The 24,056-nt window shown below is 54.5% G+C and carries 27 protein-coding genes, 1 pseudogene and 1 riboswitch; of the genes and pseudogenes, 16 read left to right on the top strand and 12 right to left on the bottom strand.

Annotated features, from left to right (window positions below; genetic code table 11):
- From K1V27_RS18290 to K1V27_RS18280, 3 genes and pseudogenes are all read right to left on the bottom strand, one after another.
- Positions 1-442: pseudogene (locus K1V27_RS18290) on the bottom strand (V-type ATP synthase subunit A); the annotation flags it as partial.
- Positions 439-1,143 carry a DUF2764 domain-containing protein gene (locus tag K1V27_RS18285; RefSeq protein ID WP_258931501.1) on the bottom strand — a complete coding sequence of 235 codons (705 nt, stop codon included), beginning with the start codon at positions 1,141-1,143 and terminating at the stop codon, positions 439-441. The pseudogene K1V27_RS18290 and the gene K1V27_RS18285, both read right to left, overlap by 4 nt.
- A 3-nt stretch (positions 1,144-1,146) precedes the next feature.
- Positions 1,147-1,758, bottom strand: a complete 612-nt coding sequence (locus K1V27_RS18280) for a hypothetical protein (protein WP_258931500.1) — start codon at positions 1,756-1,758, stop codon at positions 1,147-1,149.
- A gap of 375 nt (positions 1,759-2,133) precedes the next feature.
- Between K1V27_RS18280 and K1V27_RS18275 the strand changes: the two genes are divergently transcribed.
- The 8 genes from K1V27_RS18275 (at position 2,134) to K1V27_RS18240 (ending at position 9,149) form a co-directional block, all read left to right on the top strand.
- Positions 2,134-4,305, top strand: a complete 2,172-nt coding sequence (locus K1V27_RS18275) for a PAS domain-containing protein (RefSeq protein WP_258931499.1) — start codon at positions 2,134-2,136, stop codon at positions 4,303-4,305.
- A gap of 67 nt (positions 4,306-4,372) precedes the next feature.
- A complete protein-coding gene (locus tag K1V27_RS18270) occupies positions 4,373-5,005 on the top strand; it encodes a response regulator (RefSeq protein ID WP_258931498.1) in 633 nt (210 codons plus the stop codon).
- Between the two features lie 368 nt (positions 5,006-5,373).
- Positions 5,374-6,141, top strand: coding sequence for a twin-arginine translocase subunit TatC (tatC, locus tag K1V27_RS18265; RefSeq protein ID WP_258931497.1), 768 nt, complete (start codon positions 5,374-5,376; stop codon positions 6,139-6,141).
- A 17-nt stretch (positions 6,142-6,158) separates the two neighbouring features.
- Positions 6,159-7,235 carry a calcium/sodium antiporter gene (locus K1V27_RS18260; RefSeq protein ID WP_258931496.1) on the top strand — a complete coding sequence of 359 codons (1,077 nt, stop codon included), beginning with the start codon at positions 6,159-6,161 and terminating at the stop codon, positions 7,233-7,235.
- Between the two features lie 260 nt (positions 7,236-7,495).
- Positions 7,496-7,882 carry a response regulator transcription factor gene (locus tag K1V27_RS18255; RefSeq protein WP_258931495.1) on the top strand — a complete coding sequence of 129 codons (387 nt, stop codon included), beginning with the start codon at positions 7,496-7,498 and terminating at the stop codon, positions 7,880-7,882.
- Between the two features lie 35 nt (positions 7,883-7,917).
- A complete protein-coding gene (locus tag K1V27_RS18250) occupies positions 7,918-8,082 on the top strand; it encodes a hypothetical protein (protein WP_258931494.1) in 165 nt (54 codons plus the stop codon).
- Between the two features lie 172 nt (positions 8,083-8,254).
- Entirely contained in the window at positions 8,255-8,860 is a 606-nt protein-coding gene (locus K1V27_RS18245) for a transposase (protein WP_258931493.1), read from the top strand.
- A gap of 10 nt (positions 8,861-8,870) precedes the next feature.
- Positions 8,871-9,149, top strand: coding sequence for a hypothetical protein (locus K1V27_RS18240; protein WP_258931492.1), 279 nt, complete (start codon positions 8,871-8,873; stop codon positions 9,147-9,149).
- A 630-nt stretch (positions 9,150-9,779) separates the two neighbouring features.
- On the opposite strand, the gene K1V27_RS18235 is transcribed toward K1V27_RS18240, so the two are convergent.
- The 5 genes from K1V27_RS18235 to K1V27_RS23190 form a co-directional block, all read right to left on the bottom strand.
- Positions 9,780-10,019 (bottom strand): hypothetical protein, encoded by a 240-nt coding sequence (locus K1V27_RS18235; RefSeq protein ID WP_258931491.1) that lies wholly within the window; start codon positions 10,017-10,019, stop codon positions 9,780-9,782.
- A complete protein-coding gene (locus tag K1V27_RS18230) occupies positions 10,016-10,213 on the bottom strand; it encodes a type II toxin-antitoxin system HicA family toxin (protein WP_258931490.1) in 198 nt (65 codons plus the stop codon). The genes K1V27_RS18235 and K1V27_RS18230 overlap by 4 nt, the downstream gene beginning before the upstream one ends.
- Before the next feature lie 30 nt (positions 10,214-10,243).
- On the bottom strand, positions 10,244-10,477 hold the full coding sequence (locus tag K1V27_RS18225) for a hypothetical protein (RefSeq protein WP_258931489.1): 234 nt from the start codon (positions 10,475-10,477) through the stop codon (positions 10,244-10,246).
- Between the two features lie 393 nt (positions 10,478-10,870).
- Positions 10,871-11,008, bottom strand: a complete 138-nt coding sequence (locus tag K1V27_RS23195; protein WP_435051677.1) for a hypothetical protein — start codon at positions 11,006-11,008, stop codon at positions 10,871-10,873.
- Positions 11,009-11,018: 10 nt separating this feature from the next.
- A complete protein-coding gene (locus K1V27_RS23190) occupies positions 11,019-11,309 on the bottom strand; it encodes a site-specific integrase (protein ID WP_435051679.1) in 291 nt (96 codons plus the stop codon).
- Positions 11,310-11,627: 318 nt separating this feature from the next.
- Positions 11,628-11,893, top strand: a riboswitch (cobalamin riboswitch).
- A gap of 316 nt (positions 11,894-12,209) precedes the next feature.
- Here K1V27_RS23190 and K1V27_RS18220 point away from each other — a divergent pair.
- The gene (locus tag K1V27_RS18220) at positions 12,210-13,097 is read left to right on the top strand and encodes a sirohydrochlorin cobaltochelatase (protein ID WP_258931488.1); all 888 of its coding nucleotides are present in this window, start codon (positions 12,210-12,212) and stop codon (positions 13,095-13,097) included.
- A 69-nt stretch (positions 13,098-13,166) separates the two neighbouring features.
- Here K1V27_RS18220 and K1V27_RS18215 read toward each other — a convergent pair whose 3' ends face one another.
- Positions 13,167-13,583 (bottom strand): hypothetical protein, encoded by a 417-nt coding sequence (locus K1V27_RS18215; protein WP_258931487.1) that lies wholly within the window; start codon positions 13,581-13,583, stop codon positions 13,167-13,169.
- 385 nt (positions 13,584-13,968) lie between these two features.
- Here K1V27_RS18215 and K1V27_RS18210 point away from each other — a divergent pair, with 385 nt between their 5' ends.
- From K1V27_RS18210 to K1V27_RS18180, 7 genes are all read left to right on the top strand, one after another.
- Positions 13,969-14,727: a DUF134 domain-containing protein gene (locus K1V27_RS18210; protein ID WP_258931486.1), complete on the top strand. Its 759-nt coding sequence runs from the start codon at positions 13,969-13,971 to the stop codon at positions 14,725-14,727.
- Positions 14,724-15,605 (top strand): ATP-binding protein, encoded by an 882-nt coding sequence (locus tag K1V27_RS18205; RefSeq protein WP_258931485.1) that lies wholly within the window; start codon positions 14,724-14,726, stop codon positions 15,603-15,605. The genes K1V27_RS18210 and K1V27_RS18205 overlap by 4 nt, the downstream gene beginning before the upstream one ends.
- Complete coding sequence (locus K1V27_RS18200) at positions 15,598-16,470, top strand: ATP-binding protein (protein ID WP_258931484.1); 873 nt, start codon at positions 15,598-15,600, stop codon at positions 16,468-16,470. Before K1V27_RS18205 ends, K1V27_RS18200 begins: the two co-directional genes overlap by 8 nt.
- A 242-nt stretch (positions 16,471-16,712) precedes the next feature.
- Positions 16,713-17,120 carry a NifB/NifX family molybdenum-iron cluster-binding protein gene (locus tag K1V27_RS18195; protein ID WP_258931483.1) on the top strand — a complete coding sequence of 136 codons (408 nt, stop codon included), beginning with the start codon at positions 16,713-16,715 and terminating at the stop codon, positions 17,118-17,120.
- A 20-nt stretch (positions 17,121-17,140) separates the two neighbouring features.
- The gene (locus K1V27_RS18190) at positions 17,141-17,560 is read left to right on the top strand and encodes an iron-sulfur cluster assembly scaffold protein (protein ID WP_258931482.1); all 420 of its coding nucleotides are present in this window, start codon (positions 17,141-17,143) and stop codon (positions 17,558-17,560) included.
- 177 nt (positions 17,561-17,737) lie between these two features.
- Positions 17,738-18,115 (top strand): DNA-binding transcriptional response regulator, encoded by a 378-nt coding sequence (locus tag K1V27_RS18185; protein ID WP_258931481.1) that lies wholly within the window; start codon positions 17,738-17,740, stop codon positions 18,113-18,115.
- A 106-nt stretch (positions 18,116-18,221) separates the two neighbouring features.
- Entirely contained in the window at positions 18,222-19,448 is a 1,227-nt protein-coding gene (locus K1V27_RS18180; RefSeq protein WP_258931480.1) for a cation diffusion facilitator family transporter, read from the top strand.
- Positions 19,449-19,493: 45 nt separating this feature from the next.
- On the opposite strand, the gene K1V27_RS18175 is transcribed toward K1V27_RS18180, so the two are convergent.
- The 3 genes from K1V27_RS18175 to K1V27_RS18165 all read right to left on the bottom strand — a co-directional run bounded on the left by K1V27_RS18175 (position 19,494) and on the right by K1V27_RS18165 (position 23,997).
- Positions 19,494-20,816 carry a (Fe-S)-binding protein gene (locus K1V27_RS18175; RefSeq protein ID WP_258931479.1) on the bottom strand — a complete coding sequence of 441 codons (1,323 nt, stop codon included), beginning with the start codon at positions 20,814-20,816 and terminating at the stop codon, positions 19,494-19,496.
- Between the two features lie 89 nt (positions 20,817-20,905).
- Positions 20,906-22,432 carry a response regulator gene (locus tag K1V27_RS18170; RefSeq protein WP_258931478.1) on the bottom strand — a complete coding sequence of 509 codons (1,527 nt, stop codon included), beginning with the start codon at positions 22,430-22,432 and terminating at the stop codon, positions 20,906-20,908.
- Positions 22,433-22,464: 32 nt separating this feature from the next.
- Positions 22,465-23,997, bottom strand: coding sequence for a PAS domain S-box protein (locus K1V27_RS18165; RefSeq protein WP_258931477.1), 1,533 nt, complete (start codon positions 23,995-23,997; stop codon positions 22,465-22,467).
- Positions 23,998-24,056 lie beyond the last annotated feature (59 nt).

Here is a 24,056-nt window from a genome sequence, read left to right as displayed (position 1 = left end):
CAAAAATCCCTTCGGGGACCTTGCCCAAGTTATCCCCAGCTGCGACAACCTCACCCCTCTGGGTCAGAGGTGTGAAGGCCCATTGTGTTTCTCTATCGAGGGCGGGGAGATAGTTCCCGGGTTTAAGAAAGTTGCCGACCGATTGCGCGAGCTCGGGAAGTGGGTTTTGCAGCCCGTCATATATTTTCCCGAGCAACCCGGGACCGAGTTCGAGGGACAACAACTCGTCGGTCACTTCCACCAAGTCACCTATCTTGAGTCCCCTGGTAATTTCGTAGACCTGCATGTCGACGCGGTTTCCTCGAATGCGAATGATCTCGCACATCAGTTTTACCCCGTCGAAGCGGTGACAGTAAGCCACAGCGTTCTGTCGAACAGAACCGTCGACTTCTGCCGTTACCATGTTGCCGTATATTGATGCAATTCGACCAGTTAGGCTCACAGCGCGATAACCTCCTCCAGAATGTCAAGGCCCTGTTGCCGGTCCAGTCGCGCATGCCGGGTCAGAAGGCCCAATTTCAAAAAATATGCGGCCAGTTCATCGATGTTGAATGTATATCTGCGCGATTCTGCCTCGATGAAATCCATCCGCGCCTGATCCAGGATCCTCTCACCCATCATGGGATTGGAGGCGGCTCGCCAGTCAGCGATCAATGGGCGATGGTCATGGGCGTCTATAAATAGATCTTTGCGGCCGGAATCAGCAATGCTGTTGATTCGGACTGACTGCAGTCGGCTGCGCAGCGATTTTTCCCAGGCGGCCCAGCGGCACAGGAGCGAGGACTTCAAAGTTTTGCCCACAGCATCAAAAAAACTGAGAAGTTCCATCCAGAATTCGGTAAGCCACGCGTCTTCTCCGGCTTCCTGCGGGTCTCGCAGAAACAGCTCGAAGAGAGGCGGTGACAAGTTGTGCCCAAAATAGCAAATTGCTGGAATGTCACCGGCATCATGTCCTTCAAGCTTGAGGGTTGCCGCCTGCATGAGTTGCGTTCGAGAATTGAACGCTTCCGCCAGCAACCGGGCATCCGAAACCTTTTCCTGGTCAATGATGCACAGCACTTCAGACTCAGTAATGGGGGGCGTATCCCCAAGGGGAGGCAATGGCGGTAAGAGCGCCAGCAGGTAGTATAGACGGGTGCTCATAAATTATTCGGCTGCCTCGATCTTTGAATTAAGGATCCTTTGCAGTTCAGGCGAAAGCAGGCGTCGAAAAGCTTCTGCCATGGAATCGTCGGAAACTTCGATCACTTCAGATCCAACTTTGGACTTCAGCTGAAATCCAGCTTTGTTGAAGCCGTCAACGAGCTTCATTTGGCTGTGTTCGGATTGGCAGAATTCGTCCACCACCGCTTTGGCAAGAGGCTCGCCGACCGATGGACCCAGCGCCAGTTCCCAATCACTGCCGGTCTTCTGACTCTTGATCACCTCCATGACGGCGGACTTTATCACCTGTTCACAGGAGAGTACCTTGCCGGTCTTCTCTTTGAGCAGGTCTTGGACGATTTGTTCGATTTGCCGCTTTAGCTTCAACATGATGTCGCGCGCCGCAAGTTTCAATTCGGCCTCGGACCGCTGGAACTTCCGGGCGATTTCCTGCTCGGCCTCAGCAAGCATTTTTTGGGCGGAGAGCTTGGCTTCCGTTGTGGTTTGTTCTGCTGTGGCGCGGGCCTCGGCAATGATTTTCTGCGCCTCACTTTGGGCCGCATCAATGCCGTCCTGGCGTAACTGTCGAGCAAATTCCGCTACATCTGTGGCCATCCTTTTGTCTCCTTTCATATCGGTCCTTATGAGACTGCGGTCGGGTGGAACAGCCCCTGCCGCGGCGCCTCATGGTCTTAGCAGCCAAACGACTGAACTTGGATTTAAAATGCCATCCAGGGGTTTCCAAAAATATCGGCAGCGGTCTGATTATTTTGTAGGAATTTAATTTGGGGACCTGACCGTGTTTGTCCTACAGTGGCTGACTCTTGTTGTGTCCGTTTGGTCCGCACAGGTCCAGGACCGGAATGAATGGAATTTTTATTGTTATTTTGAATTGTTGTGGATATTTTCTAGATTGCGGCCAAATACGATTGAGCTTGGTTATGCCGGGACCGGTCTCACTCCTTGCCCTAGAATTGAGGTAATGAAACCATGCGCCTCTTCACCTTTGCGAGTCTGCGCATCAGGCTTTTGGCTCTGATAATGTCGGCAATTTTGCCGGCACTCGGCTGGGCGCTCTACACCGGCTTTGAAGAGCGGCTCATCCAGCGATCCCTGGTGGAAGAAAATGTTTTGCGTCTCACTCGTCTGGCGGCAGGTGATTTGGTGCAGGCCATTGAAGGGGCCCGTCAACTCTTGATTGGCCTGTCGCAGCTCCCGGAAGTGTTTCCCAACAATTCGGCTGTCTGCAGTGCGGTTTTTGCAAATCTGTTGAAGCAGTACCCTTACTACACCAATCTCGGGGTGCTCGACGCGAAAGGAAACCTGTTCTGCAGTGCTCGACCGACGGTGGAGATGGTCAATTTGGCCGACAAGCCTTTCATTGCTGCTGCGCTGCGAACCAACGGGTTCTTGATGAGTGGGTATCAACTGGATGCAATTACGGGGCAAGCCGTCATCAGTTTTGGCTATCCGGTGTATGGTCAAACCCAAAAACTTCAGGCATTGGTATTTACCAATCTCGATTTGGCCTGGTTCAAGCAGTTGGAAGTGGAAGCTCAACTGCCGTTGGAGGCGGCCCTGATCGTCATCGACGCGGAGGGAACCATCCTCGCTCGTTATCCGGACCCCGAGAAGTGGGTGGGACGAAAGCTGCCGGAGAATCGAATCAGTCAGATGGTCCACTCTGAGAGGGAAGAGAGCATGGTCGAGGCCCGGGGCCTGGACAATATCCCGCGCCTGTACGGCATCACGACGGTCCAAGGTGCACCGGGAAACAACTTGTACGTGAGCATCGGGGTTTCCAAGAAGACTGCATTTGCACCGGTGGACCGTGTTTTCATGCGGAACCTCATAGGCATCGCCCTGGTTGGAGCAACGGCGCTGCTTGCGACCTGGTTCGGCGGTGAGATTTTCATCCTGAGGCGGCTTGACGAATTGGTCAGAGCGACCAAACGTCTCGCCAACGGCGATTTAACGGCGCGCATCGGTCCACCTTACGATGGCGACGAAATTGGCATGCTGGCCGATTCCTTTGATGACATGGCCGAATCTCTCGAACAACGAACTGCGGAGCTCAATCGAGCCGAGACGAAGTACCGGACTTTAGTGGAGCAAATACCAATGGTTACTTATGTCACGCCGGTGGATAAGACCGCCGGCACTTTATACATCAGCCCGCAGGTGGAAGCCATCCTCGGCTTTTCTCCAAAAGAATGGTTGGCCGATGCTGAGTTGTGGAGGAGGCAGCTGCATCCCGAGGATCGGGACCGTGTTTTGACAGAAATGCATGGTGATCCGCACACCGCCTGCGTCATCGGGTTTCGGTCTGAATACCGGATGCTTTCCAAAGACAACCGCACCGTTTGGCTTCACGATGAGGCGGTGTTGATGAAAACCGAACAGGAGAATCGTCAGTTTCTTCAGGGTATTTTGATTGACATCAGCGATCAAAAACGCGTTGAACAGCAGTTGAAGATATCCAGTGAGCAAATGCGCGAATTGGCGGCGCACATCGAAGCCATCAGAGAAGAAGAGAGAACGCGCATTGCCCGGGAAATTCATGATGAGCTCGGACAGGCCCTTACGGGGCTCAAAATGGACCTGTCCTGGTTGGACAAGAAAATTGCAGACGGGGGCGGAGGAATACCCTTTGAACGCTTACTGGATAAGACTGCTGCCATGAAAAAGCTGATTGATGAGACCATCCAGGCAGTGCGCAAGATTTCAACCGAGTTGCGGCCCGGAATCCTGGATGACCTCGGGCTGATAGCGGCCATCGAATGGCAAGCCTCGGATTTTCAGGCGCGGACGGGAATTCCGTGCGTGGTCCTGACACAGGTGAATGAGGATCTACCCGTGGACGAAAAGAATTCTTCGGCTGTTTTTCGCATCTTTCAAGAGATTCTGACCAATGTGGCTCGCCATGCCAATGCAAGCCGCATTGACATCAGCCTCAAGGAGGAAGCGCAGCAGCTGGTCTTGAAGGTCCAAGACAACGGCAGAGGGGTGACAGAAAAGGAGAGTTGCAGTGTTAAGTCGCTGGGCATTCTCGGCATGCGGGAGCGGACTCTGCTGCTGGGGGGCGAGTTCTCCATTGTGGGGATTCCATCCCGGGGAACGACGGTGACGGTGAGAATCCCTTTGGGTGTGGCGCCCATGTAGTTGCGGTTCATTGTCCTGCAGAGCTATCGAACCGGATGCGGCTCTTTGCTTTTTACAGGAGATAGACATGCTAAGGCTGCTGGTTGCTGATGACCATGCCATTGTTCGGCAGGGGTTGAAAATGATCCTCAGCGAGGAGTTTTCTCCCTTAGTGTTTGGTGAAGCCCGAAACGGTCAGGAACTCCTTGCTCAACTGGGAAAAGGGCAATGGGACATTGTGGTGCTGGATATCACTATGCCCGGAAGATCGGGGCTGGATGTGTTGAAAGAGGTGAAACAACAGTACCCGAAACTTCCGATCCTGGTCTTGAGCATGCACCCTGAAGACCAGTTCGCAGTTCGCGTGCTCAAAGCCGGCGCGTCCGGATATCTCACCAAAGAGAATGTGCCGGAAGAAGTGGTCAAAGCGATTCGCAAGGTCATTGGCGGCGGCAGATACGTGAGCGCTTCTCTGGCTGAGAAGTTGGCCTTCGACCTGCGAAGTGATGCGGAGAGACCGCTCCACGAAGCACTCTCAGACAGAGAATACCAAGTGATGTGCATGATTGCATCCGGTAAGACGGTGAAGGAAATTGCCGAACAGCTGGTCCTCAGCATAAAGACCATCAGTACCTATCGGGTGCGAATTCTGGAAAAGCTGAACATGAGAACCAACGCGGAACTGACTCACTATGCGGTAAAAAACCGATTGGTTGACTGAGGTTGTTATCGGTCTGCTCAGCATGTTTCTGGCGTTGAGCGTATTCCAAACAGCTGCTGTAGGACAAAATCCGACAGGCTACCGGACAGAATTCCTACGCCAGTATCAGATGGCTCCTGATAGTCTTGACTGCGGCCCCGTGCGATGCTGACTCCGGCAGCTGCTCCGAGAACCCTGGAAGAGATGGATGTGTATAGCTTGCTTGCATTCCAGCGGGGTGTTCGGTGCCGGAAGTGGAGAGCCGGCTGCCATAACCATTCATTTATAGCATGCTTCATTGTGACCGACTTCCCGGTCAGGGGGTTGGTAAAAAGAAGGCTTCAGACCCATCCTGGTTTGAAACGTTCCATGTGAGGACTTCCCATCTGATGAAAAATCATGTGTTGCCGCTTAAGCTGGACCTTGGGGAACTGCGACGAAAGCTGATCATTTGTGTCTGTGCCATCGCTGCAGGTGTGCTGATAGCCTACTGTTTCAAAGAACGTCTATTTGCGGTGCTCATGAAGCCGATGATTGCGGCGTTGCCGCACGGGGGATTCGAAAAACTGCTCTACACCGCCCCTCACGAAGCATTCATGACCTATTTGAAGGTCTCCCTGATCGCCGGCACAGCTTTGGCCATGCCTCTGATTCTGTTTGAACTATGGACGCTTGTGGCGCCGAGTTTATGTCGTCACGAAAGGATATGCGGTTTTCCGCTGCTGCTGTTTTCAACCCTTTTTTATGTGGCCGGGTCGTTGTTTGCCTACTTTTTGGTCTTTCCGCAGGCTTTCAAATTTTTCACTTCTTTTTCCAGCGATCATCTGGCGCCCATGATCAGCATCAGAGAATACCTTTCTTTCTCGGCCCGATTCCTTCTGGCCTTCGGGATCATCTTTGAACTGCCTATTTTCATCTTCTTCCTCACCAAACTGGGCCTCATTGACGCTAAATTCATGAGGAAGCAGCGTCGCTATGCGATCCTCCTCATATTCATAGTGGCGGCGGTGTTGACCCCGACTCCGGACGCTTTCACGCAAACCTTAATGGCTGGTCCCTTGCTTTTGCTCTATGAGATCAGTATATGGATTGCCCATTTTACCACGCGCAAGCACGGCAAGGTTGAGGGGGCAGGTCTGCAGATTTCTTCCGGCTGATAAACAGGATGCCAGTTTTGAGCGGTTCCATTTACCTTCTGTTTGTGAGCGGCCTCCTGCTGCTGATCATTGGCGCCGAAGCGCTGGTGAGAGGTGCGTCAAAGCTGGCGGCAGCCCTGGGGGTTGCCCCTCTCATTGTTGGACTGACGGTGGTCGCCTATGGCACCAGTTCCCCTGAAATGGCGGTGAGTGTTCACTCGAGCCTCATGGACCAGCCCAACCTGGCACTGGGAAATGTGGTTGGGAGCAACATCTTCAACGTCCTTTTCATCCTGGGTGTCTCTGCGGCAATCGCTCCCCTGACGGTTTCGAGCCAACTGGTAAGACTGGACGTCCCCATCATGATCGGCGCATCCGTCCTCACGTGGGTCCTGGCGTTGGATGGGCGAATCGGCAGGCTGGATGGAGTTTTTCTGTTTCTGTGTATTCTGGCCTACACGTATGCTCTGATCCACATTGAACTCACAACAAGACAACAGAGCAATGATCGACCTGAGAGCACTGAGGTCAGGGAATCGAGTTCGCCTTGGCGCATAGGCTGCAATCTGGCGCTGATCGCTTTGGGACTGGTGCTGCTGGTTATCGGCTCGCGCTGGCTGGTGCAAGGCGCCGTCTCCATGGCCCAGGCCTTTAATAACAGTGAACTGGTGATCGGATTGACTGTGGTTGCCGCCGGCACTTCCCTGCCTGAGCTCGCTACTTCGGTGGTTGCCAGTTTGCGAGGCGAGCGCGACATTGCGGTGGGCAACGTCGTGGGCAGCAACATTTTTAACATCCTGGCGGTGCTGGGGCTTTCCAGCGCCGTCGCGGTCAGCGGGATAGAGGTCTCCGCGGCGGCGGAACGCTTCGACATCCCAGTTATGACCGCGGTCTCTGTTGCCTGTCTGCCCATTTTTTTCACCGGCAGCAGGATATCTCAATGGGAAGGGCTCTGCTTTTTTGTCTATTACATAATTTACAGCTGCTACCTGATACTCAATTCAATGCACCATCAGATGCTTCCCCTATTCAGCAGGACAATGCTCGGCTTTGTTATTCCCATTACCGTTCTGACGCTGCTCATCGTTTCCTGGAGAACTTTCAAAGCCCGCTGACAGGTCCTTAATGAACAATATCATCGTTTGCGCTGCTACATGCGATCCGCCAGGCTGATTGCCGCCACCGCAAAGGTGTTGCGATGGGCTTTTCTGTTTGAACAATTCATCATGGACTCTCTCCCTAGTAGGACAAAGGCCGACACCCGCAGGCCGTCTTTTCCGACAGAATAATCAGACGCCCGCCGATTTTTTCGCCCCTCCACGCATGTCATTAATCAGTCGAAAACACGGTTGTTTCTCCTGCAGCAAGTGAGATCATGAAAGTTTTTATAGCAGACGATTCTGCCATTGTACGCGAGCGATTGGGTAGCATGCTTTTCGATTTGCAAGGGGTTGAGATTATCGGATTCGCCGAAAATGCTCAGCTTGCCACCCAAGCCATCCGGGAATTGAGGCCGGATGCGGTGATTCTGGATATCCGCATGCCGGGCGGCAGCGGAATTGACGTTCTGGCGGAAATCAACAAAGCGAGCCAAAAGCCGTTGGTCATTATCTTGACCAACTATCCTTATCCTCAATACCGGCAGCGATGTATGCATTTGGGAGCGGACTTTTTCTTTGATAAGTCGGGGGACTTTGAAAAGGTTTATCAGGTTTTTGAGCAATTGATTTCCACCTCCAACCCAGCAGGTTGTGAGCAATGAGGAAATGGCCACCTAAACACATGAGGAGTCATATCATGTCGTTAAATGCATCCGAACTCATTGGACTGATGATTGTGTGCGTGCCGATGCTTCTCTTTATCATTTACTCAGTGCGCTACAGCAAAAAGAACCCTGGCTCCAGGGAGGAGCCGCCGTATGAAAGGAGTGCTCCCATGAAGGTGTCGAAGGCCAAGAGATGAAATCAAACATCTTGGAAGTGCTGTGGTTGGCTGTCGTATCGGAATAGTTTTGGGGAAGGACCAAACGATGCAGACTTTGACCAGAACAAAGCGGCTTGATCATTTGGCAGGCACCCGAAATGGTCTGGAGGTTTTGGCGAACAATCTCAGATCCATCGATTGGTAGAGAATTTTGATCATTCTGGCCGGTTTTGGACTCTTTCTCTACATTTATTTGATGCCGCCCTGGAGCAGTGCCGTTGACCCAACGGGCAAAGTGTTCGATCTCACTCAGGAGGGAAAGGCGTCCATCGGTCTGTTCTTGCTGGCCGGAGTGTTGTGGGTCTTCGAGGTTTTGCCAATCGGCATCACCAGCATTGTCATTGGTGTGATGCAGGGTCTTTCTGCAATTCGTCCTGCAAAGGAAGCCTTCAAGGACTTCATGGACCCTTCCGTCATGTTCATTTTAGATAATCGGGACGGGCAGCAGGCGCTGGCGGAATATATCCTCCGAAACGCCTTCTCGGAGCAGAAGATTACCTACCTGAAGGACACAGGCAAAGTCCTCTATCGATCGGCGATGACTCACGGGTGCAACAAGAAAAACTTCGAGATCTTCACCGCCGAGGAATTCATCGCCGCCATCACTCAGCATATCCCGGATAAGCATTTTCAGATGGTCAGATACTATGGGTGGTATTCCAGTAGAAGCAGAGGAGACAGAATCAAGAAAGGTGTTTTAAGGCCCGGGGATGAGCCGCCCCAGGGCGAGAACGCCAATGAAGTGATCCCGCTTTGAGCGGGACTTGATGTCTCAGACTACCAGCCTGCGCGCATCCCATCAATCACGCCCATGGCGTGACTGGCGAGACTTGATAAAGAAGATCTACGAGGTGGATCCCTTGACTTGTCCCCGCTGCGGCCATGACATGAAGATCATAAGCCTGATTCACGAACCCGCCGTGATCGAGCGCATCCTCGGCCATCTGGGACTGTGGAAACAGCACCCAGATCTTCATGAGGGAAAAACCAAAACACCTGGCGATGGGCCGGTTGTCATCGAAGATTTCGCCCACGCCTTGGCGTGACCGGTCCGGATATGAAGAGCCCGCCTACAGATACCACTAAACCAGGGCGCTGGACAAATCCCTGACCGGCTACCACAGGAGTAGTCTGCCCGCTAACGCGGTCAAATACCCTCTTTCAACTCCTCCACAAACCAGAAAACGTGCGCGAAACTCGATCTGCGTCGAAATATGCCGATCATGCAACCGCCACGGTGCCACACCGTGGTGCTGTTTGTCATTGCTCACCATGAAATCCGCACAAAAATGGCCTTGACTTGCCCTTGACAGTACCACCAACACCTGCTTTCAAAAAACCTCAAAAAAACGATTTCCTATCACCTATTGTCGCTGCATCGTCTGCCGGGCCGCGGCAAGAACAGAGTCAACAAATTCGCTGTCACCCAATATCCGTTCGTCGCTTTTCAGATGGATTTTCATCTGTCGCAGGGACCGAAGAGCACTCCACCCTGAGGTGCTATGTCAGGGCATCTAAGAGATATTTTTATACCAGATCTCAACTTTCTGCCTATTCTAAAAGGGGCATTTTCAATATCGCCAATATACCAAATTTCGAAGCGTTCCCCAATGGTAGCCGAATCGGAATAGGGCTGCGCAAGCGCCTGCGCTGCGAGGTTCCACTGGAATGACACGTTATGCAACGTTTTGCATCTTATTGGCAAAATCCTGACCCGAAGTTGCCGGTGGGAGTTTCTTTCCATCCTTTTTATAGAGAGCAATCGCTTCCTCCACAATTCGACACAGTTCTGCGAAAACTTCCATCTCATCGTCTCCGTGGCATCCTCCATAGAATAATCCTGGTGAGCTGCCTACGTAGCACTGGTCTTCTTCTGACCACTCAACGATCTTTATATATCTGGCACTGTCTTTCATTTCTTCGATTCCTCTATAGCAAGCCTTACCGCTCGCAACTGGTACTGTTTGGCATCGTCGCCCAGTTGCCCGGATACAGTTACCGGTCTTCTCACTTGTGGGTGGACGACGTTTCGATGACTATCCTTTCCGCCTCGGTCCACAAAACCCGCATTTTCAAGGTCGGTGATCAGATCCCTCACCATTGGTGGCATTGGGACGTCCTTTGGCTCTCCGTCCCATAGTTACCATTCAATACTTGCCGTTCCACCTGATTTTCTTTCTCCGGTTACACGATCCCATGACCTTGCACAAGCGGCGCATTTTCTATAACCTTTTTCCTTGCGCGGCCCTACATGCATACGTGTATCACTAACGATGAATACTTTTTGACATACTGGGCATGTGAAAGCCGCATTGTTTCCTTCCCAATCTTTGTTTTGCTCGAGCCCATTAGGGTCTAGATTCTTGATTGACATGGTGCCTCCTCCCTCGTGCTCCTGTCCTAAATGGGCAAGAAAGCAAAATCGAATAAGTAAGCGGCCCTAATTCAACTGATTATAATCCCCTATAAAATTGGAAATATTAACGCCATCTGTTCCCGATACCAATGTGGAGCATCCAGTTCCTCTGCGGACTATATTGAATTTCATCCAGCCACCTGACTGACTCATCTTGCTGCCATATTCCTCAAAAATTCTCGTTGACGTCCATACTCTTCTCCAATCAGTTTAAGGTAAGGTTCGCTCGGAAGTCAATTTGTAGACCGATACTGCTGGCTTGCGATTTACTACCGGACACTATTTATGGACAAACGGCTGCCTGCGAGGTATCCGGCAAAATCGCCGTCTAGATCGGTTCTATAAAATGTGTCAAAGATCACCCACGGTCGGACCGGGTTGTGATACAAGCTCATCCATAGGGCTGCTTACGCCTTTGCCACCCCTGTTCAATACATGCGTGTAGACCATCGTTATGTTTACATCGCTATGATTCGGAAGCTCCTGCACTGTTCGAATGTCATAGCCGCTCTGCAACAAACGGGTTGCAAACGAATGGCAGCGTGTGAGGGCCTACGGGCTTGTGAATGAGTGTCTTTCTTGCCGCTGCCTTGATGTTTCGCTGCAAAATCCCCTCGCTGCAATGATGCCGCCTATCCAGTCCCGTTCGTGGATCGCCGGAGTGCTTTTGAGCGGGAAATACGTACTGCCGGCCCCATTCTCGATTTGCATTGGGATACTTCCTTTCCAGAAACCGATTGATCTCAACACCTCCCATGTCCAGGGGATGCCGCTTGTCGTGAAACGGAATGTACCGCTTGATCCACTGAATGTAGGCTTCTTCTGTTCGTATGCTCTAGTGGCGCAGTCTGATGGCCGACCGAACCTGGTCGAGAAGCCTTGGTTGTCTTTGTTTACAATTGCCGGGCAAGCAGGAGCCCATTATGCCACCCTCCCGTCTGAAAAAGAAAGGAAGGCCCCGCCGGCCGGTGAGTTATCACGCGAAGCGCGTGACAAAAGGCCGCGCCTGATCGACCCTGCGGACCACGATCCCCGGCCAAAATGAAAATTGCTGAAAAACCGGGGTTGACAGCGGCGACGGTAACCGGTACTGTGAGCACACTGCAAATTGTTGCTGACAGATCAGGTGCTGTTGAGCTTAAAAGGGAATCCCGTGCAATTCGGGAACGGTCCCGCCGCTGTAAACGGGGACGAAATCCGCTCACGCCACTGTCATGACGCAGCTCGGAAAACAGCAGTCAGCTGCCGGAAGGAACACCCTACGACGACTCTCATCCGGTTGGTGATGTCTCGATTCCGATCGCGGTCGACGGGAAGGCGCGGAAAGTAGCAAGATCCGTAAGTCAGAAGACCTGCCTGATGCTGTTTGGGGAGTCGGTGCGAGGAACTGTCCGGCGAACCGAACAAGGAACAAGTGAACCAGGGTGCAATCCTTAGGGCCAAAGGCTCTAGGGATTTTTTTTTGGGAGGGAGCCAACGCACCAGACTGCTTGCCGAGGCAGATCGATCCCTCTCCTCATCGCATTTTCATAACCTCTTTCCACCTGGGAGCGTTCATGCTTCCAGGTGCCCGCTTTTTAAGGATTAAGGAAATGTGGCTGCCGCTTGGCCGGGCTCGGTGTGCTGCTCTGAATGCCCGCGGCAGGGTGTACCGCGCAATGAGTCATAACTTTTGCACAGGGAGGGAAACATGAAAACAATGAAATGGATGGTTGGTCTGTTGGTGCTTGTCGGCATCCTGGCTCTGTCGATCCATTCCTTTGCCACCCATGGGGATAGGCCCGCCACGAACAAGGCCATTGTCCTGGCGGCTTTCGGCACCACCGTGCCCGAGGCACAAAAGGCCCTGGACCATATCGATTCGCTGGCCAAACAAGCGTTCCCCCAGGTGGAAATCCGCTGGGCCTACACCTCGAAGATCGTCAGAAACAAACTGGCCAAACAGGGCAAAGTCATCGATTCTCCCGAAACGGCTCTTTCCCGGCTGATGGACGAGGGCTACACGCATGTGGCCGTGCTGCCGCTGCACACCATCCCGGGCGCGGAATTCCACGAGCTGTACCACAACGTTCGTCTCTTCGGGCAGATGGCGGGCGGTTTTCAACAGGTCGCGGTGGCCCTTCCGCTGCTCTCCTCACACCAGGACATGGTGCAGGTGGCAAAGGCCATGCTGCACCATGTTCCGGCCCAAAGAACAGCGGATGAGGCCGTGGTGCTCATGGGGCACGGCAGTGAGCATCATCCGTCCGATGCCATATACCCGGCCATGAATCAAGTTTTTCAGGAAATGGATCCCAATGTTTTTGTCGGCACGGTCGAGGGGTACCCCGCCATCGATGACCTGCTGCCGAAGCTGCGCGCAAGGGAGGTCAAAAAGGTGTACCTGATGCCGCTCATGGCCGTTGCCGGAGACCATGCCCGCAATGACATGGCGGGACCCGATGCCGACAGCTGGAAATCGATCCTGGAAAAGAACGGCTACACCTGCGAGAGCATCCTCCAGGGAACCGGCGAATATCCCCGGGTGGTGCAGGTATGGCTGGACCATTTGCACACTGCCTATACACAGCTGCAGTAACCCTTTCAGAACAAATTGCTTGACGCAACCGCGTACCCTTGGGCGGCGCCCGGCTGACCCCGGTCTGGTCTATGCCGTCCTCTCAGGGCATGCCGACCGCAAAGCTCCCTCTGTCCCTCGAGAGAGAGGGAGCCCCCGGACGGCCTGCGGGCCGCAGGATCCAAAGTCAGCGGCGGGACCCTCGACCACCGCCGGCGTCATCCCCACCCGCAGCAAGCCCCTGTTGCCTCTTCCGGCCCCCCATTGGACATCTTCAAAAGCGTCCATGGCCGTGACAAAATGCTTGATCTCCGCTATCTCGTTCAATTGATCGAGTGCTGCTCCGGGATTGTGTCCATCCACCATCATGCCCTTACCGGATTTGTGTCCATGCGCCTCCCTTCTGCCGGGTAAAAAGCGAGATTCTCCGTGCAGGAGCTCATAGGTGAAGGTGGGGACATTCTTCTTTTCACCGGCACAACTTTTTTCCTCCGAACCCAACCGCATGCCGTCCTCCATTTGTTTGGCGTTGTGAGGAAAATTCCTGGAACCGATGCCAAAGGCGGCAAAAAAGGTGCGAGGGCGCCAATGGTGATAACAAATTTACAGGGGCGGATCCGCTGCCCGGGAACAATCTTCACCCGGGGGCGCGATGCGAGGGTCGCATACGCCGTTGGCAGGCCGGGGAGAACCCCACAGGCGAAACGCCGGCGGGGGATTCCATTCGGTTGGCGCTGCCGCCGGACATATGGCTGGGGGGTAGCAAGCAGGGAGGGGGCGGCGCATTCCTGAGGCATTGCCATTTTTTGGCATTCATTTTGCTCTATGGGCTTGACGTTGTGTTGACCCGGCATTATAGTTTCGCTCAAATGAGCAAAACGAAGGAGCCGCCGTGGCAAGACCGCGTAAATGCCGCCGCATACGGAATAACCCGCGGGTGACCTATTTCAAACCGCAGGGCATTTCCGTCCGAAAACCGGGCGAGGTGTGCCTCACCCATGAGGGACACGAAGCCATTCGCCTGGCGGATTTACAGGGGATGAACCAGGAGGAAGCCGCTCTACTCATGGGAGTTTCCCGCCATACCTTCGGCCGGGTTCTGGCTGAAGCCAGGCGAGTGGTGGCGGAGGCCTTGATCGAGGGTTTGACCCTGCGCATTCAGGGGGGCGACTATATCATTGCCGGCTGCTGCAATGGCGTTGTCGAGCGACCAGGCTGCAGGTGGAAGGGTGCCTTTTCAAAAGATCAACTCAAATGGAAACGAGCGACGAGTGAGGAGATGACTATGAGCAAGATTGCGATAACCAGCGAAGGCCCAACCCTGGACGATAAGGTAGACCCCCGCTTCGGCCGGGCTGCGGGATTTGTGGTGGTGGACCTGGAAACCATGGAAACCCGCTACATCGACAACGGACAATCGCAGGTACTGGCTCAGGGTGCCGGGATTCAAGCCGCGCAACTGATCGCCAGGTCCGGCGTCGACTGTCTATTAACCGGTTACGTGGGCCCCAAGGCTTTTCAGGCGCTGACGGCCGCCGGCATCAAAATCGGGCAAAACCTTGAAGGTCTGACCGTACGGCAGGCGGTGGAGCGCTTCCAAAGGGGTGAGGTGGAAATGGCCGAGCAAGCCAACCGGGAGGGTGGGCGATGATCGTCTCTGTGGCAAGCGGCAAGGGCGGAACCGGCAAGACCACCGTGAGCGCCTCACTGACAACCATCTGGGGGAGGCCGATTGTGGCCGTCGACCTGGACGTGGAAGAGCCCAATCTGCATCTCTTTTTGCACCCCGCAATGGAAGGAAACGAGACAGCCTACATCAAGATCCCCGTGGTCGATGAGTCCAAGTGCACCTATTGCGGCGCCTGCTCGGATCTCTGCCAGTTCAAGGCCATCAGTGTGGTCAATCAATTGGTCATGACTTTTCCGGAAATGTGCCACGGGTGTGGAGGGTGCATGGCGATCTGCCCGGAGAAAGCGATTTCCGAGGGCAGACGGGAATTGGGTGAAATCAGCTGGGGCAGTGCCGGCAGCGCAGGGTTCCTGATGGGCCGGCTGCGTGTCGGCGAAGCCATGAGCCCCCCGCTGATGCGGCAGGTCAAAGCCAGGCTCAATGCCATGGCGGCAGGGGGTTCGCGCGACGTCATCATCGATGCGCCTCCAGGGGTCAGTTGCCCGGCGGTGAATGCGGTGATCGACAGTGATGTGATCATCCTGGTCACGGAACCCACCCCGTTTGGCCTGTATGATTTTCAGCTGGCCTGGGAGGCATTTTGTCCCCTGGGAAAGCCCATGGGGGCCGTCGTGAACCGAGCCGGAGTCGGCAACGATCAAATTTATCACTTCTGTCAGGACAAGGGCCTGCCGATTCTGGCGCAGATCCCGTTTGACCGCGCCATTGCAGAAGCCTATGCACGCGGCAGGATCATAACGGAAGTTTCCAGCGACATAGAGCGTATCTTCATTGATCTCAAGGAAGGCATTCGCCACCTGGCAGAGCGCCGCAGTTCCAAGGAGGCGGCCCATGCGTGAAGTGGTCATCATCAGCGGCAAGGGTGGTACGGGCAAGACTTCGCTCACCGGGGCCTTCGCCCATCTGGCAGCGAAAAAAGTCATCTGCGATCTGGATGTGGACGCTCCCGATTTGCATTTGCTGCTGCGTCCCGCCCATCAACGGGAGGAAGAATTCTGGTCGGGTTATGAGGCCAAAATCGACCCCGAACTGTGCGAGCGGTGCGGCACTTGTGCGGCCATGTGTCGGTTCGGGGCAATCCACGAGAACGACAGCGGCTTCCGGGTGGATCCACTGCGCTGCGAGGGATGCAAGGTGTGCGTAGCATTCTGCCCTGCCGATGCCATTGAGTTTCCGCAGAAACATTGTGGAAACTGGTACGTGTCGTCGACTCGCATGGGCCCAATGGTGCATGCCCAGTTGTTCCCCGGTGAAGAAAATTCGGGAAGGCTGGTCATGGTTCTCAAGCAACAGGCGCGAGAACTGGCCGAGAGCCGTGACCTTGATCTGGTGCTGTGCGACGGGGCACCGGGCATCGGCTGTCCGGTGATCAGTTCGCTTTCGGGAACCGATTTGGCGGTAGCGGTTACCGAACCCACCCCTTCGGGGAGGCACGACCTGGAGCGCGTGGCCGATCTATGCAGGCACTTCAAGGTAGGCTTTGCGGTCATCATCAACAAGTGTGACCTCAACCCCGAGGAAAGCAAACGAATTGAAGCGTTTTGCCGGGACAAGGACTATCCTGTGCTGGCAAGTTTGCCACATGACAGGATTGTCACTGAAGCCATGGTTCAGACGCTGGTCGTCACGGAGCTGCCCGAAAGCGAATTCAGCCGGGAGCTCGGACGCGCATGGGAGCAGATTGAAGCGTTGCTGGGCAGGTAGTCGCAATCCCGCAGCCTCAGGCGCGTTTCCTTTCACAAACCCAGTGGCTCCACTGCTCTCTGGATAAGGGGGGGGGCCTGATGGAAACGTGCCGCTAGGTATTCTCAAGGCGGGTGGGTGCCCCTGCAGGGGGCAGAGCCACCCAAGGTCTCTGAGGGCATCCTCAGGAAGATTGACAACCCGTGTGCGGAAGGCGGCTTCCGCACACGGAATCAAGACACCATGTTTACAAGGAGAGTCTCATGAACAGTACAGTTGTTGCTATTCCCTCGACCCATCCGGGCGGTCTCGAATCGGCACTGGGCGCTCATTTCGGCCACTGCGACGTGTATACACTGGTGGAAGTGGCGGAAGGAAAAGTACAGACGGTTCGTACATTGCCCAACGTGCCCCATGAACAGGGAGGCTGCATGGCCCCGGTAAACCACCTGGCGCAAAATGGCGTCCAGATCCTCATTGCCGGCGGCATGGGAATGCGACCTCTGATGGGGTTCAATCAGGTGGGCATCAATGTTTTCTACGGCGGTGGTCTGCAGACTGTCGGAGAAGCTGTCGAGGCCTTTCTGCAGGGAAGTTTGCAGCGCTTTTCCAGCGAATTCACTTGCGGCGGCGGTGGAGGAGGACATCCACAGATGGGCGCCCGGTTCTGATTTGACAAGGAGAAGCTGACGTGTCCATTGATGACTTGCTGCTGCCGGATCAGGCCAGTGAGCAGTTCCATTGGTTTGCCAGGCATCCCAAAAACATTGGTTCCATGCCCGATCCCAGTGCCAGGGGCAGCGCCGTCGGCCAGTGTGGAGACGCCATCGAGGTTCACCTGCGCATTGAAAACGGAACGATTGCCGATATCCGAGTGATCCCCTACGGCTGTATTTATACACTGGTGTGTGCGAGCGCCATGAGCGAACTGGCCAAAGGACGGGAGTTGGAGCGGGCCCTCGAACTGGAACCGGATGATGTGGTTGCGGCGGTCGGCGGTTTGCCCGAAGACCATGTACACTGTGCCAGGCTTGCGGTGAACACTCTGGGCGAGGCCATTGCCGATTACTACCGACGGGAATCCAGTTGCGGGTCCAATGGTTCCGCCTGAGATGTCAATACCGGGCGTTATCGTTACCGCAGGCTGAGGTTGTTCGCACCAAACCAGACAGCGCACGAAGCGGCACGAAGGGAAAACGATTCGATGAATCCCTCCTCTTCGTGCCCTGCGCGGTGCTGGCCACGACCAAGGTTCTATAAACAATGCCAGATGACAGTAGGAGACGACATGTTGCACATTCTGCTCGCCACCACCCGACTTGCAGCGGAACATCCCTTTGTCGCAGCGCTCACGGCCGCCCCTCAGGTGCGCCTCACGCGCACCGCGTCAGCCGCCGAGGTGCTGAAAGCGGTGCGTCAATCCGCCCCCCATCTCATCATTCTGGATCACCAACTGCCCGATGGCGATCCCCTTGAGCTGGTAGCAAAAATTTTAACGCTGAACGCCATGATCAATAGCGCCGTGGTGAGCCCGCTTTCCGACGAAGAGTTTCATGAGGCAAGTGAAGGGTTGGGCATTCTTGCCCGCTTGCCGCTGGATCCCGGCAAAGACGATGCCGTTGAGCTGGTGGGCCGATTGCGCAGGATCCTGGGCCTGGCAAGCTGACAGCGATTGCCGCGCGGTCGCAGGCTTGAAACCCGTCACAAGCACGCCGACCTGACCTCGGTTTTCCTTTTCCAACACGGCTCTTTGCTCCCCAAGGACATCACGGATGCCGCACAGGCAAGATGAAACCAAACAAGTGCAGCGGGTAGGCTTCTATTCTTTTCTGGTCAACCTCGCTCTCACTTGTCTGAAGGCGATGCTTGCCTGTCTATCCGGCAGCCTGCCGGTTGTGGCCTCTGCGGTCGATTCGGCAGCGGATTCGGCGGCCTCGCTTGCCCTCTGGGCAGGGTTGAAGCTGTCCACCCGCAAAAGCGAAAGATTCCCCTACGGACTGTATAAGATCGAGAATGTCATCCAGGTGTTTGTGGCATTTCTCATTTTTTTGATTGGCTACGAAATCGTTCGAGAAATCATTACCGCTCCTGCCGGGACACCCAATGTGACCCTGACGGTGGTCATCGGCATGGGGATCAGCGTCCTGATTCCTTGGGTGTTTGGCTGGTACACCATGTGGATTGGCCGCCGTACCGGCTCGCCTGCCCTGATCGCCGACGGCCGTCATCGCCAGGCCGACGTGCTCTCCACAGCAGTGGTACTGGCCGCGGTGGCAGCCCATTATTCAGGGTTACACATCAATTACCATGGCATCACCATTGACCGAATCGCGGCAGGATTGGTGGTGATTTTTATCGCCTTCGCCGGCCTCGAGTTGCTGGTCAATGGCATGCGCGTGCTGCTGGACGTGTCCATCGACCCCGCAACCCTCGACGAGGTGCGGCGACTCATCGAGTCGCAACCAGCGGTGGTGGAGGTTCGCTTTCTGGTCGGGCGCAACGCGGGACGGTTTCGCTTCCTGGAGGGGGATGTGGTGCTGCGCGTCGAGGACCTGGAAATGGCCCATGCCATCAGCGAACGGATTGAGGCGGGTATTCGCAAAAAAGTCCCCAATATCGATCGGATATTGATCCACTACGAACCCCGGTCAAAATTCTCGTTGACCATCGCGATTCCGATGGAATCCGACAGAGAAACCATCTCCCGGCATTTTGGGGAAGCCCATCTATTTTACATAGCCTCCCTGCGCAACAAGGATTTCCGGGTATTGGAGGAACGATTCATTGCCAACCCATATCGGGAAAAGGAAAAAGGCAAGGGAATTGCGGTAGGCCACTGGCTCATCGACCAGGGAGTCGATCGCCTGTACATCCCCAGGAGCCTGGAAGGCAAAGGCCCGGCCTACGTCCTGTCCAATGCCGGGGTGGAAACCGAGCTGTTGCGCGCTCACACCCTGGCAGAATTCTGGAAGGGAAAAGGCCGGGCCTCCGATCATTGAAAATAAATGCCGCCCGCAGCAGCACATGCAGCGGGCAACCACCGCCTAATATTCCATTTCGGTGTCAACACCCAGTCGCTCCCACTGGCTCTGGGCTTCGGCTTCAGCCTTTTCGATTTCCTCCTCGGACCAGGGTTCGAGAATCAGTGTATCGGCCACCAGTTCCCAGATGTATTTCACCTCATACTTATAATCGGGATAAAATTTTGGAACGCGCTTCATCAGCTGATCGTGGCAGTTGGAGCAGCCCACCACCAGGACATTGGCGCCGCTTTTCTTGATCGAGTTGTATTTTTCCCGACCATGGTAGGCGGCCTCTTCCTCATAGGGGCCGGGCCACATGCCGCCGCCCGCGCCGCAACAATGCCCGTTGGCTCGGGTGGGCTCCACGTCCACAAACTCATCGACGCACTGCTGAATGATCCAGCGCGGTTCATCGTAGAACCCTTTGCCGAAATGCCGCTCCAGCTCTCTGCCGTGCTTACAGGAGTCATGCCAGGTAAAAATCTTGCCTTCGTTGACGCTCTTGTCGAGTTTGATCCGCCCCGATTGGATCAGCTCCATAAGATACTCATAGAGATAAATGGCGTTGATCTTGCTGTCCGGGTTTTCCGCGACGCAATATTTCATGCCCACACGGCATCCATAGGAACCGCCGCCGCAGTCGGGCATGATCATGCGCTTGATGTTAAACTTCTTGACAAAGTCGATCTTGCGCTGAGCGAAGGTCTTGATGTAATCGTAGTTGCCGGTAAACAATCCCCAGTCTACCGATTCCCAGTTTTCCGACGGAATCGTCCAGTTTTCCTTGGCGGCGTAGAATATCTTCCACCACCACTTCATGTCCTCGTTGTCGGCAAACACTTCCTTGGAATTGGGGAAGAACAGAATGTCGGCGTCCTGCTTATCAATGGGCACATAAAAGCCGGGGCAATCCTCATCCGCCATTTCCACCCCCATGTCATACATCAGGAACAGATAATCTTCCTTGGGGATGGCCATGTTGTTGCCGGTGTTGAAGCAGTTCTCGGCACCCTTGTGCAGAATTCCCGGCACCTTATCCCTCGGTCTGAGGTGCTTCATATGGAGCATGATATAGGGAATGTCGATATTCATCGGGCATGCGTGGGCGCAGCGTCCGCACCCGGTACAGACCCAGGGGAACTTGGATTGGACGACTTCGTCCACCAGGCCGAGGTGCAACATGCGCAACACTTTTCTGGTATCCCAGCCCTCCATACCCGGTGTGCCGGTGACGGGACATCCATTGGTACAGGTTCCGCAGGTCATGCAGAGATTCAAATCCAACTTGGAAAGGTGTTCTTTAACCGGCGCCGGTAATGCTTGAGGTACGATTGCTGGCTGCATAAAACTCTCCTCTGAAATTTGGGAAACCACGAAATCAAGGTGAAACAAGCTGCCGTACCGGTTTTTCCCTCGTTTTCGCGTTTTCGTAATTAGGACTTTGAAACACATGCGGCGCATGGCACCGCCGCTGATGACTCTTGTGCTATTACACACGGAATGTAAACGCGGAAAATCGACCCTGTGCCCGGCTCGCTTTCCACCTGAACCATTCCGTTATGAGCATCCATGATGCTTTTTACGATGGACAGGCCCAGACCTGTCCCCGTTATGAACCTGGTCTTCTCGTTCTTAATTCGATAGAAGGGAGTGAAGATTTTCTGCTGGTCCTCCTTGGCAATTCCCAAACCGGTATCGGCAACATCGACGCGCACATAATCGCCTGCCTTCTCCGCGGAAAGGGTGATGCTTCCCCCCGCCGGTGTGTACTTGATGGCGTTGACCACCAGATTGGACAGGACTTCTTCCATGTTGCGCCTGTTGGCCACAACGGGCAGTGCTTGGGGGATGTTGCCCAACCTGAGTGCAACGCCGCCGGCCTCGGCTTTTTTCCCATGGAACTCCACCTGACCCACAATAATTGAGGTCAAATCGAACTGTTCTCTCTCCTGACTGATCAAACCCGATTCGATCCTGGCAAGATCCAGCAATTCCGAAGAGAGGCTGACCAGATCGTTGACCTTACCGGAGACTCTCTCCAGTATTTCTTTTTGTTTGTCCGAGACCTCGCCCGCCAGCCCATCGAGTACCACCTGCAGCTGCATCAAAACGGAATTCAACGGGCCTCTCACCTCGTGGGCCACCATGGAAACGAAATCCGACCTGATTTGATCCATGCGCTTCATGGCGGTGATGTCCTGCAGCAAGGTGATCGTCCCGATGTTGCGGCCGGCCCGGTCCCGAAAGGGAATACAGCGGGCGCTGAGGATGCAGTCGGGGCGACCGTTGCCGTTTTCCGGCGCGATTTCGTCCACCAGTTCCACAAATTCATCACTTGACATGGCCAACGCCTGCTCGATCATCGCCTGCAGTTTCTCGTATCGGGCGACCTGCACCACGTTATGGCCTACCGCCGTTTCTCCCTGGTAGCCAACCATTTTAAGGAACGCCGGGTTGGCGAGCACAATCTCTTTTTTGGCGTCAGTCGCCATGACTCCGTCGCTGAGACGGTTGATGAGAACCCGCATACGCGATTTTTCATTGGCGATGTCCTTGAGTGCCCTGGTGTATTCGAGTGCTTTGGTCACCAGCATTCTCAGCTGATCGGGCGTGAACGGTTTGGGTATGAAATCAAAAGCTCCCTTTTTCATCGCCTCGATGCTGTGCTCGAGCGTAGCGTACCCGCTTATGACGATAATGACCGTATCGGGATGCAGGCTCTTGACACGCGACAGCACGTCAAATCCCGACAGGCTTGGCATCATGAGGTCCAACAGAATGATGTCGAAATGCCGGTCCTCAATCATTTTCAGACCGGTCTCGCCACATTCTGCAGTGAGGACTTCAAAGCCTTCCTGTGTCAGGACCTTGCGGCAGCCGCTGCGAATCCGTTCTTCGTCATCCACCACCAGGATGGTCGGCAGGTTGTTGTTATTGTGTGTTGCTTGCTGTTGTTCCATTAGCGTAGGTTCACTCCTTCCCGCTCACATCCTCACATCAACAGATCGCTTGCCGCTTCATTCTCGGAGTCCTGCTGCAACTGGAACGAGGGAAGTTCGACCAGAAACGTAGTTCCTTTGCTGCCCGTTTCTTTCACGGAAATGTTGCCATCGTTTTCCTTGATGATCCCGTAGACGGTGCTGAGCCCCAGGCCGGTGCCTTTGCCCGGCTCCTTGGTGGTGAAGAATGGATCGAAAATGCGCGACAAGTTCTCCAGGGCGATGCCGCAGCCGGTATCGGCGACTTCCAGGTAGACTTTTTGCGCCTGTTTATCGCGGTAGGTCCTGAAGGTCAGGGTCCCCTGCCGGTTCATGGCGTCCACCGCGTTGATGACCAGATTGATGATCACCTGACTCATCTGATTCTTGTCTACCTGCACCAACATCATTTCATCCGACAGCTCCTTGACCACGTCAATTTGAATGAACAGCCGCTGGTCGCGTATCAGGTTGAGGCTGTAGTCGAGGAGTGAGTTGATGTGGATGACTTCGGTCTGCTTGTCGGTCTGGCGACTGTAGGTCAGCAGGTTCTTAACGATTTCCGCACAGCGTTGAGCATCCTCGATGATGTTTTTCAACTCCTGCTTTTTGGCCGGATCGGTATCCATCGATTCCATGAGCATATTGGCGTAGAGCAGGATACCCGTCAGGGGATTGTTGATTTCATGCGCCACACCGGCGGCAAGCTGTCCGAGCGAGGCCATTTTTTCCGAGTGGGCGACCCGTGCCAGCATGTGTGTCATGCGTTCCTCATCCGCCAGCTTGGGCCGTAGATCATTGAATATGCCCATGGTTGCTACTTCTTCCCCGCCTTCATAAATGATGGCGGCGGTCAGTTCTATCGGGATTTCCTCACCCCGGGCGTTGATGAAGTTAACTCGTGTAGAGAGCAGTTTCCCCACTCCCCCGAAGTCTTCACTGCGCAACCGCTTCATGATTTCCCTGGCCATCCCTTCAGGGTACAAATCGAGCACCGTCAGGGCTTTCCCCGATTGTCTCATGCAATACCCGGTGAGCTCCTCGGCGGCCTTGTTCATGATCAGGATCTTGCCTTGCCGGTCCGCGGCAACGATGCCGCTCGTGGAGCTCTGGATCAGTTTCGAAGTGAACTCCCTGATCCCGGACAACTCTTTTTCGAGAGCCTTCACTTCAGTGACATCGCGAATGCTCTCAATGATATAGCGGACTTCCCCCCGATCGTCTAAAATCGGAGAAAATACCCGGTCTTCCCACTTCTCCTCACCCGTTGGCGTAGTGACCCTCCTCAGAATGGAGTGGCCTCTGTTTTTGTCGAGCACCTCCGGCAGAGGGCAGTTTTCATAGGGGCAGGTATCCTTCGACTGGTAGAAAAAGTCATGACAGGTTCGCCCCAGGATTTGCTCTTTCCCAATACCGTATTTTTTCAGAAAGTTTTCATTGGCGCTCACAATGACGCGGTTGGGTTTCAAAATCAAAGCCGGCAATGACAGGGAATCAAAAACCCTGGCACGCCACTCCATTTCTTCGGAATTATTTTTTAAGTCCACGGATATGTTCAATTATAATCGAATCAAGCGATTATCAAACGATGTTCCAGAGCTCGTCC

Origin of the sequence: Desulfoferrobacter suflitae (assembly GCF_022603395.1) — a bacterium.
GTDB lineage: Bacteria > Desulfobacterota > Syntrophobacteria > Syntrophobacterales > Syntrophobacteraceae > Desulfoferrobacter > Desulfoferrobacter suflitae.
This window is presented reverse-complemented; position numbering and strand designations above follow the sequence as displayed.

Excerpts from the sequence above, each read along its gene's own strand:
- K1V27_RS18235 (WP_258931491.1), bottom strand. The coding sequence starts at position 10,019 with ATGAAAGACAGTGCCAGATATATAAAGATCGTTGAGTGGTCAGAAGAA.
- K1V27_RS18185 (WP_258931481.1), top strand. The coding sequence starts at position 17,738 with ATGTTGCACATTCTGCTCGCCACCACCCGACTTGCAGCGGAACATCCC.
- K1V27_RS18205 (WP_258931485.1), top strand. The coding sequence starts at position 14,724 with ATGATCGTCTCTGTGGCAAGCGGCAAGGGCGGAACCGGCAAGACCACC.
- K1V27_RS18240 (WP_258931492.1), top strand. The coding sequence starts at position 8,871 with ATGTCTCAGACTACCAGCCTGCGCGCATCCCATCAATCACGCCCATGG.
- K1V27_RS18220 (WP_258931488.1), top strand. The coding sequence starts at position 12,210 with ATGAAAACAATGAAATGGATGGTTGGTCTGTTGGTGCTTGTCGGCATC.
- K1V27_RS18200 (WP_258931484.1), top strand. The coding sequence starts at position 15,598 with ATGCGTGAAGTGGTCATCATCAGCGGCAAGGGTGGTACGGGCAAGACT.
- K1V27_RS18215 (WP_258931487.1), bottom strand. The coding sequence starts at position 13,583 with ATGCGGTTGGGTTCGGAGGAAAAAAGTTGTGCCGGTGAAAAGAAGAAT.
- K1V27_RS18225 (WP_258931489.1), bottom strand. The coding sequence starts at position 10,477 with ATGTCAATCAAGAATCTAGACCCTAATGGGCTCGAGCAAAACAAAGAT.
- K1V27_RS18195 (WP_258931483.1), top strand. The coding sequence starts at position 16,713 with ATGAACAGTACAGTTGTTGCTATTCCCTCGACCCATCCGGGCGGTCTC.
- K1V27_RS18275 (WP_258931499.1), top strand. The coding sequence starts at position 2,134 with ATGCGCCTCTTCACCTTTGCGAGTCTGCGCATCAGGCTTTTGGCTCTG.
- K1V27_RS18180 (WP_258931480.1), top strand. The coding sequence starts at position 18,222 with ATGCCGCACAGGCAAGATGAAACCAAACAAGTGCAGCGGGTAGGCTTC.
- K1V27_RS18230 (WP_258931490.1), bottom strand. The coding sequence starts at position 10,213 with ATGCCACCAATGGTGAGGGATCTGATCACCGACCTTGAAAATGCGGGT.
- K1V27_RS18175 (WP_258931479.1), bottom strand. The coding sequence starts at position 20,816 with ATGCAGCCAGCAATCGTACCTCAAGCATTACCGGCGCCGGTTAAAGAA.
- tatC (WP_258931497.1), top strand. The coding sequence starts at position 5,374 with ATGAAAAATCATGTGTTGCCGCTTAAGCTGGACCTTGGGGAACTGCGA.
- K1V27_RS18285 (WP_258931501.1), bottom strand. The coding sequence starts at position 1,143 with ATGAGCACCCGTCTATACTACCTGCTGGCGCTCTTACCGCCATTGCCT.
- K1V27_RS18170 (WP_258931478.1), bottom strand. The coding sequence starts at position 22,432 with ATGGAACAACAGCAAGCAACACACAATAACAACAACCTGCCGACCATC.
- K1V27_RS18270 (WP_258931498.1), top strand. The coding sequence starts at position 4,373 with ATGCTAAGGCTGCTGGTTGCTGATGACCATGCCATTGTTCGGCAGGGG.
- K1V27_RS18255 (WP_258931495.1), top strand. The coding sequence starts at position 7,496 with ATGAAAGTTTTTATAGCAGACGATTCTGCCATTGTACGCGAGCGATTG.
- K1V27_RS18250 (WP_258931494.1), top strand. The coding sequence starts at position 7,918 with ATGTCGTTAAATGCATCCGAACTCATTGGACTGATGATTGTGTGCGTG.
- K1V27_RS18280 (WP_258931500.1), bottom strand. The coding sequence starts at position 1,758 with ATGGCCACAGATGTAGCGGAATTTGCTCGACAGTTACGCCAGGACGGC.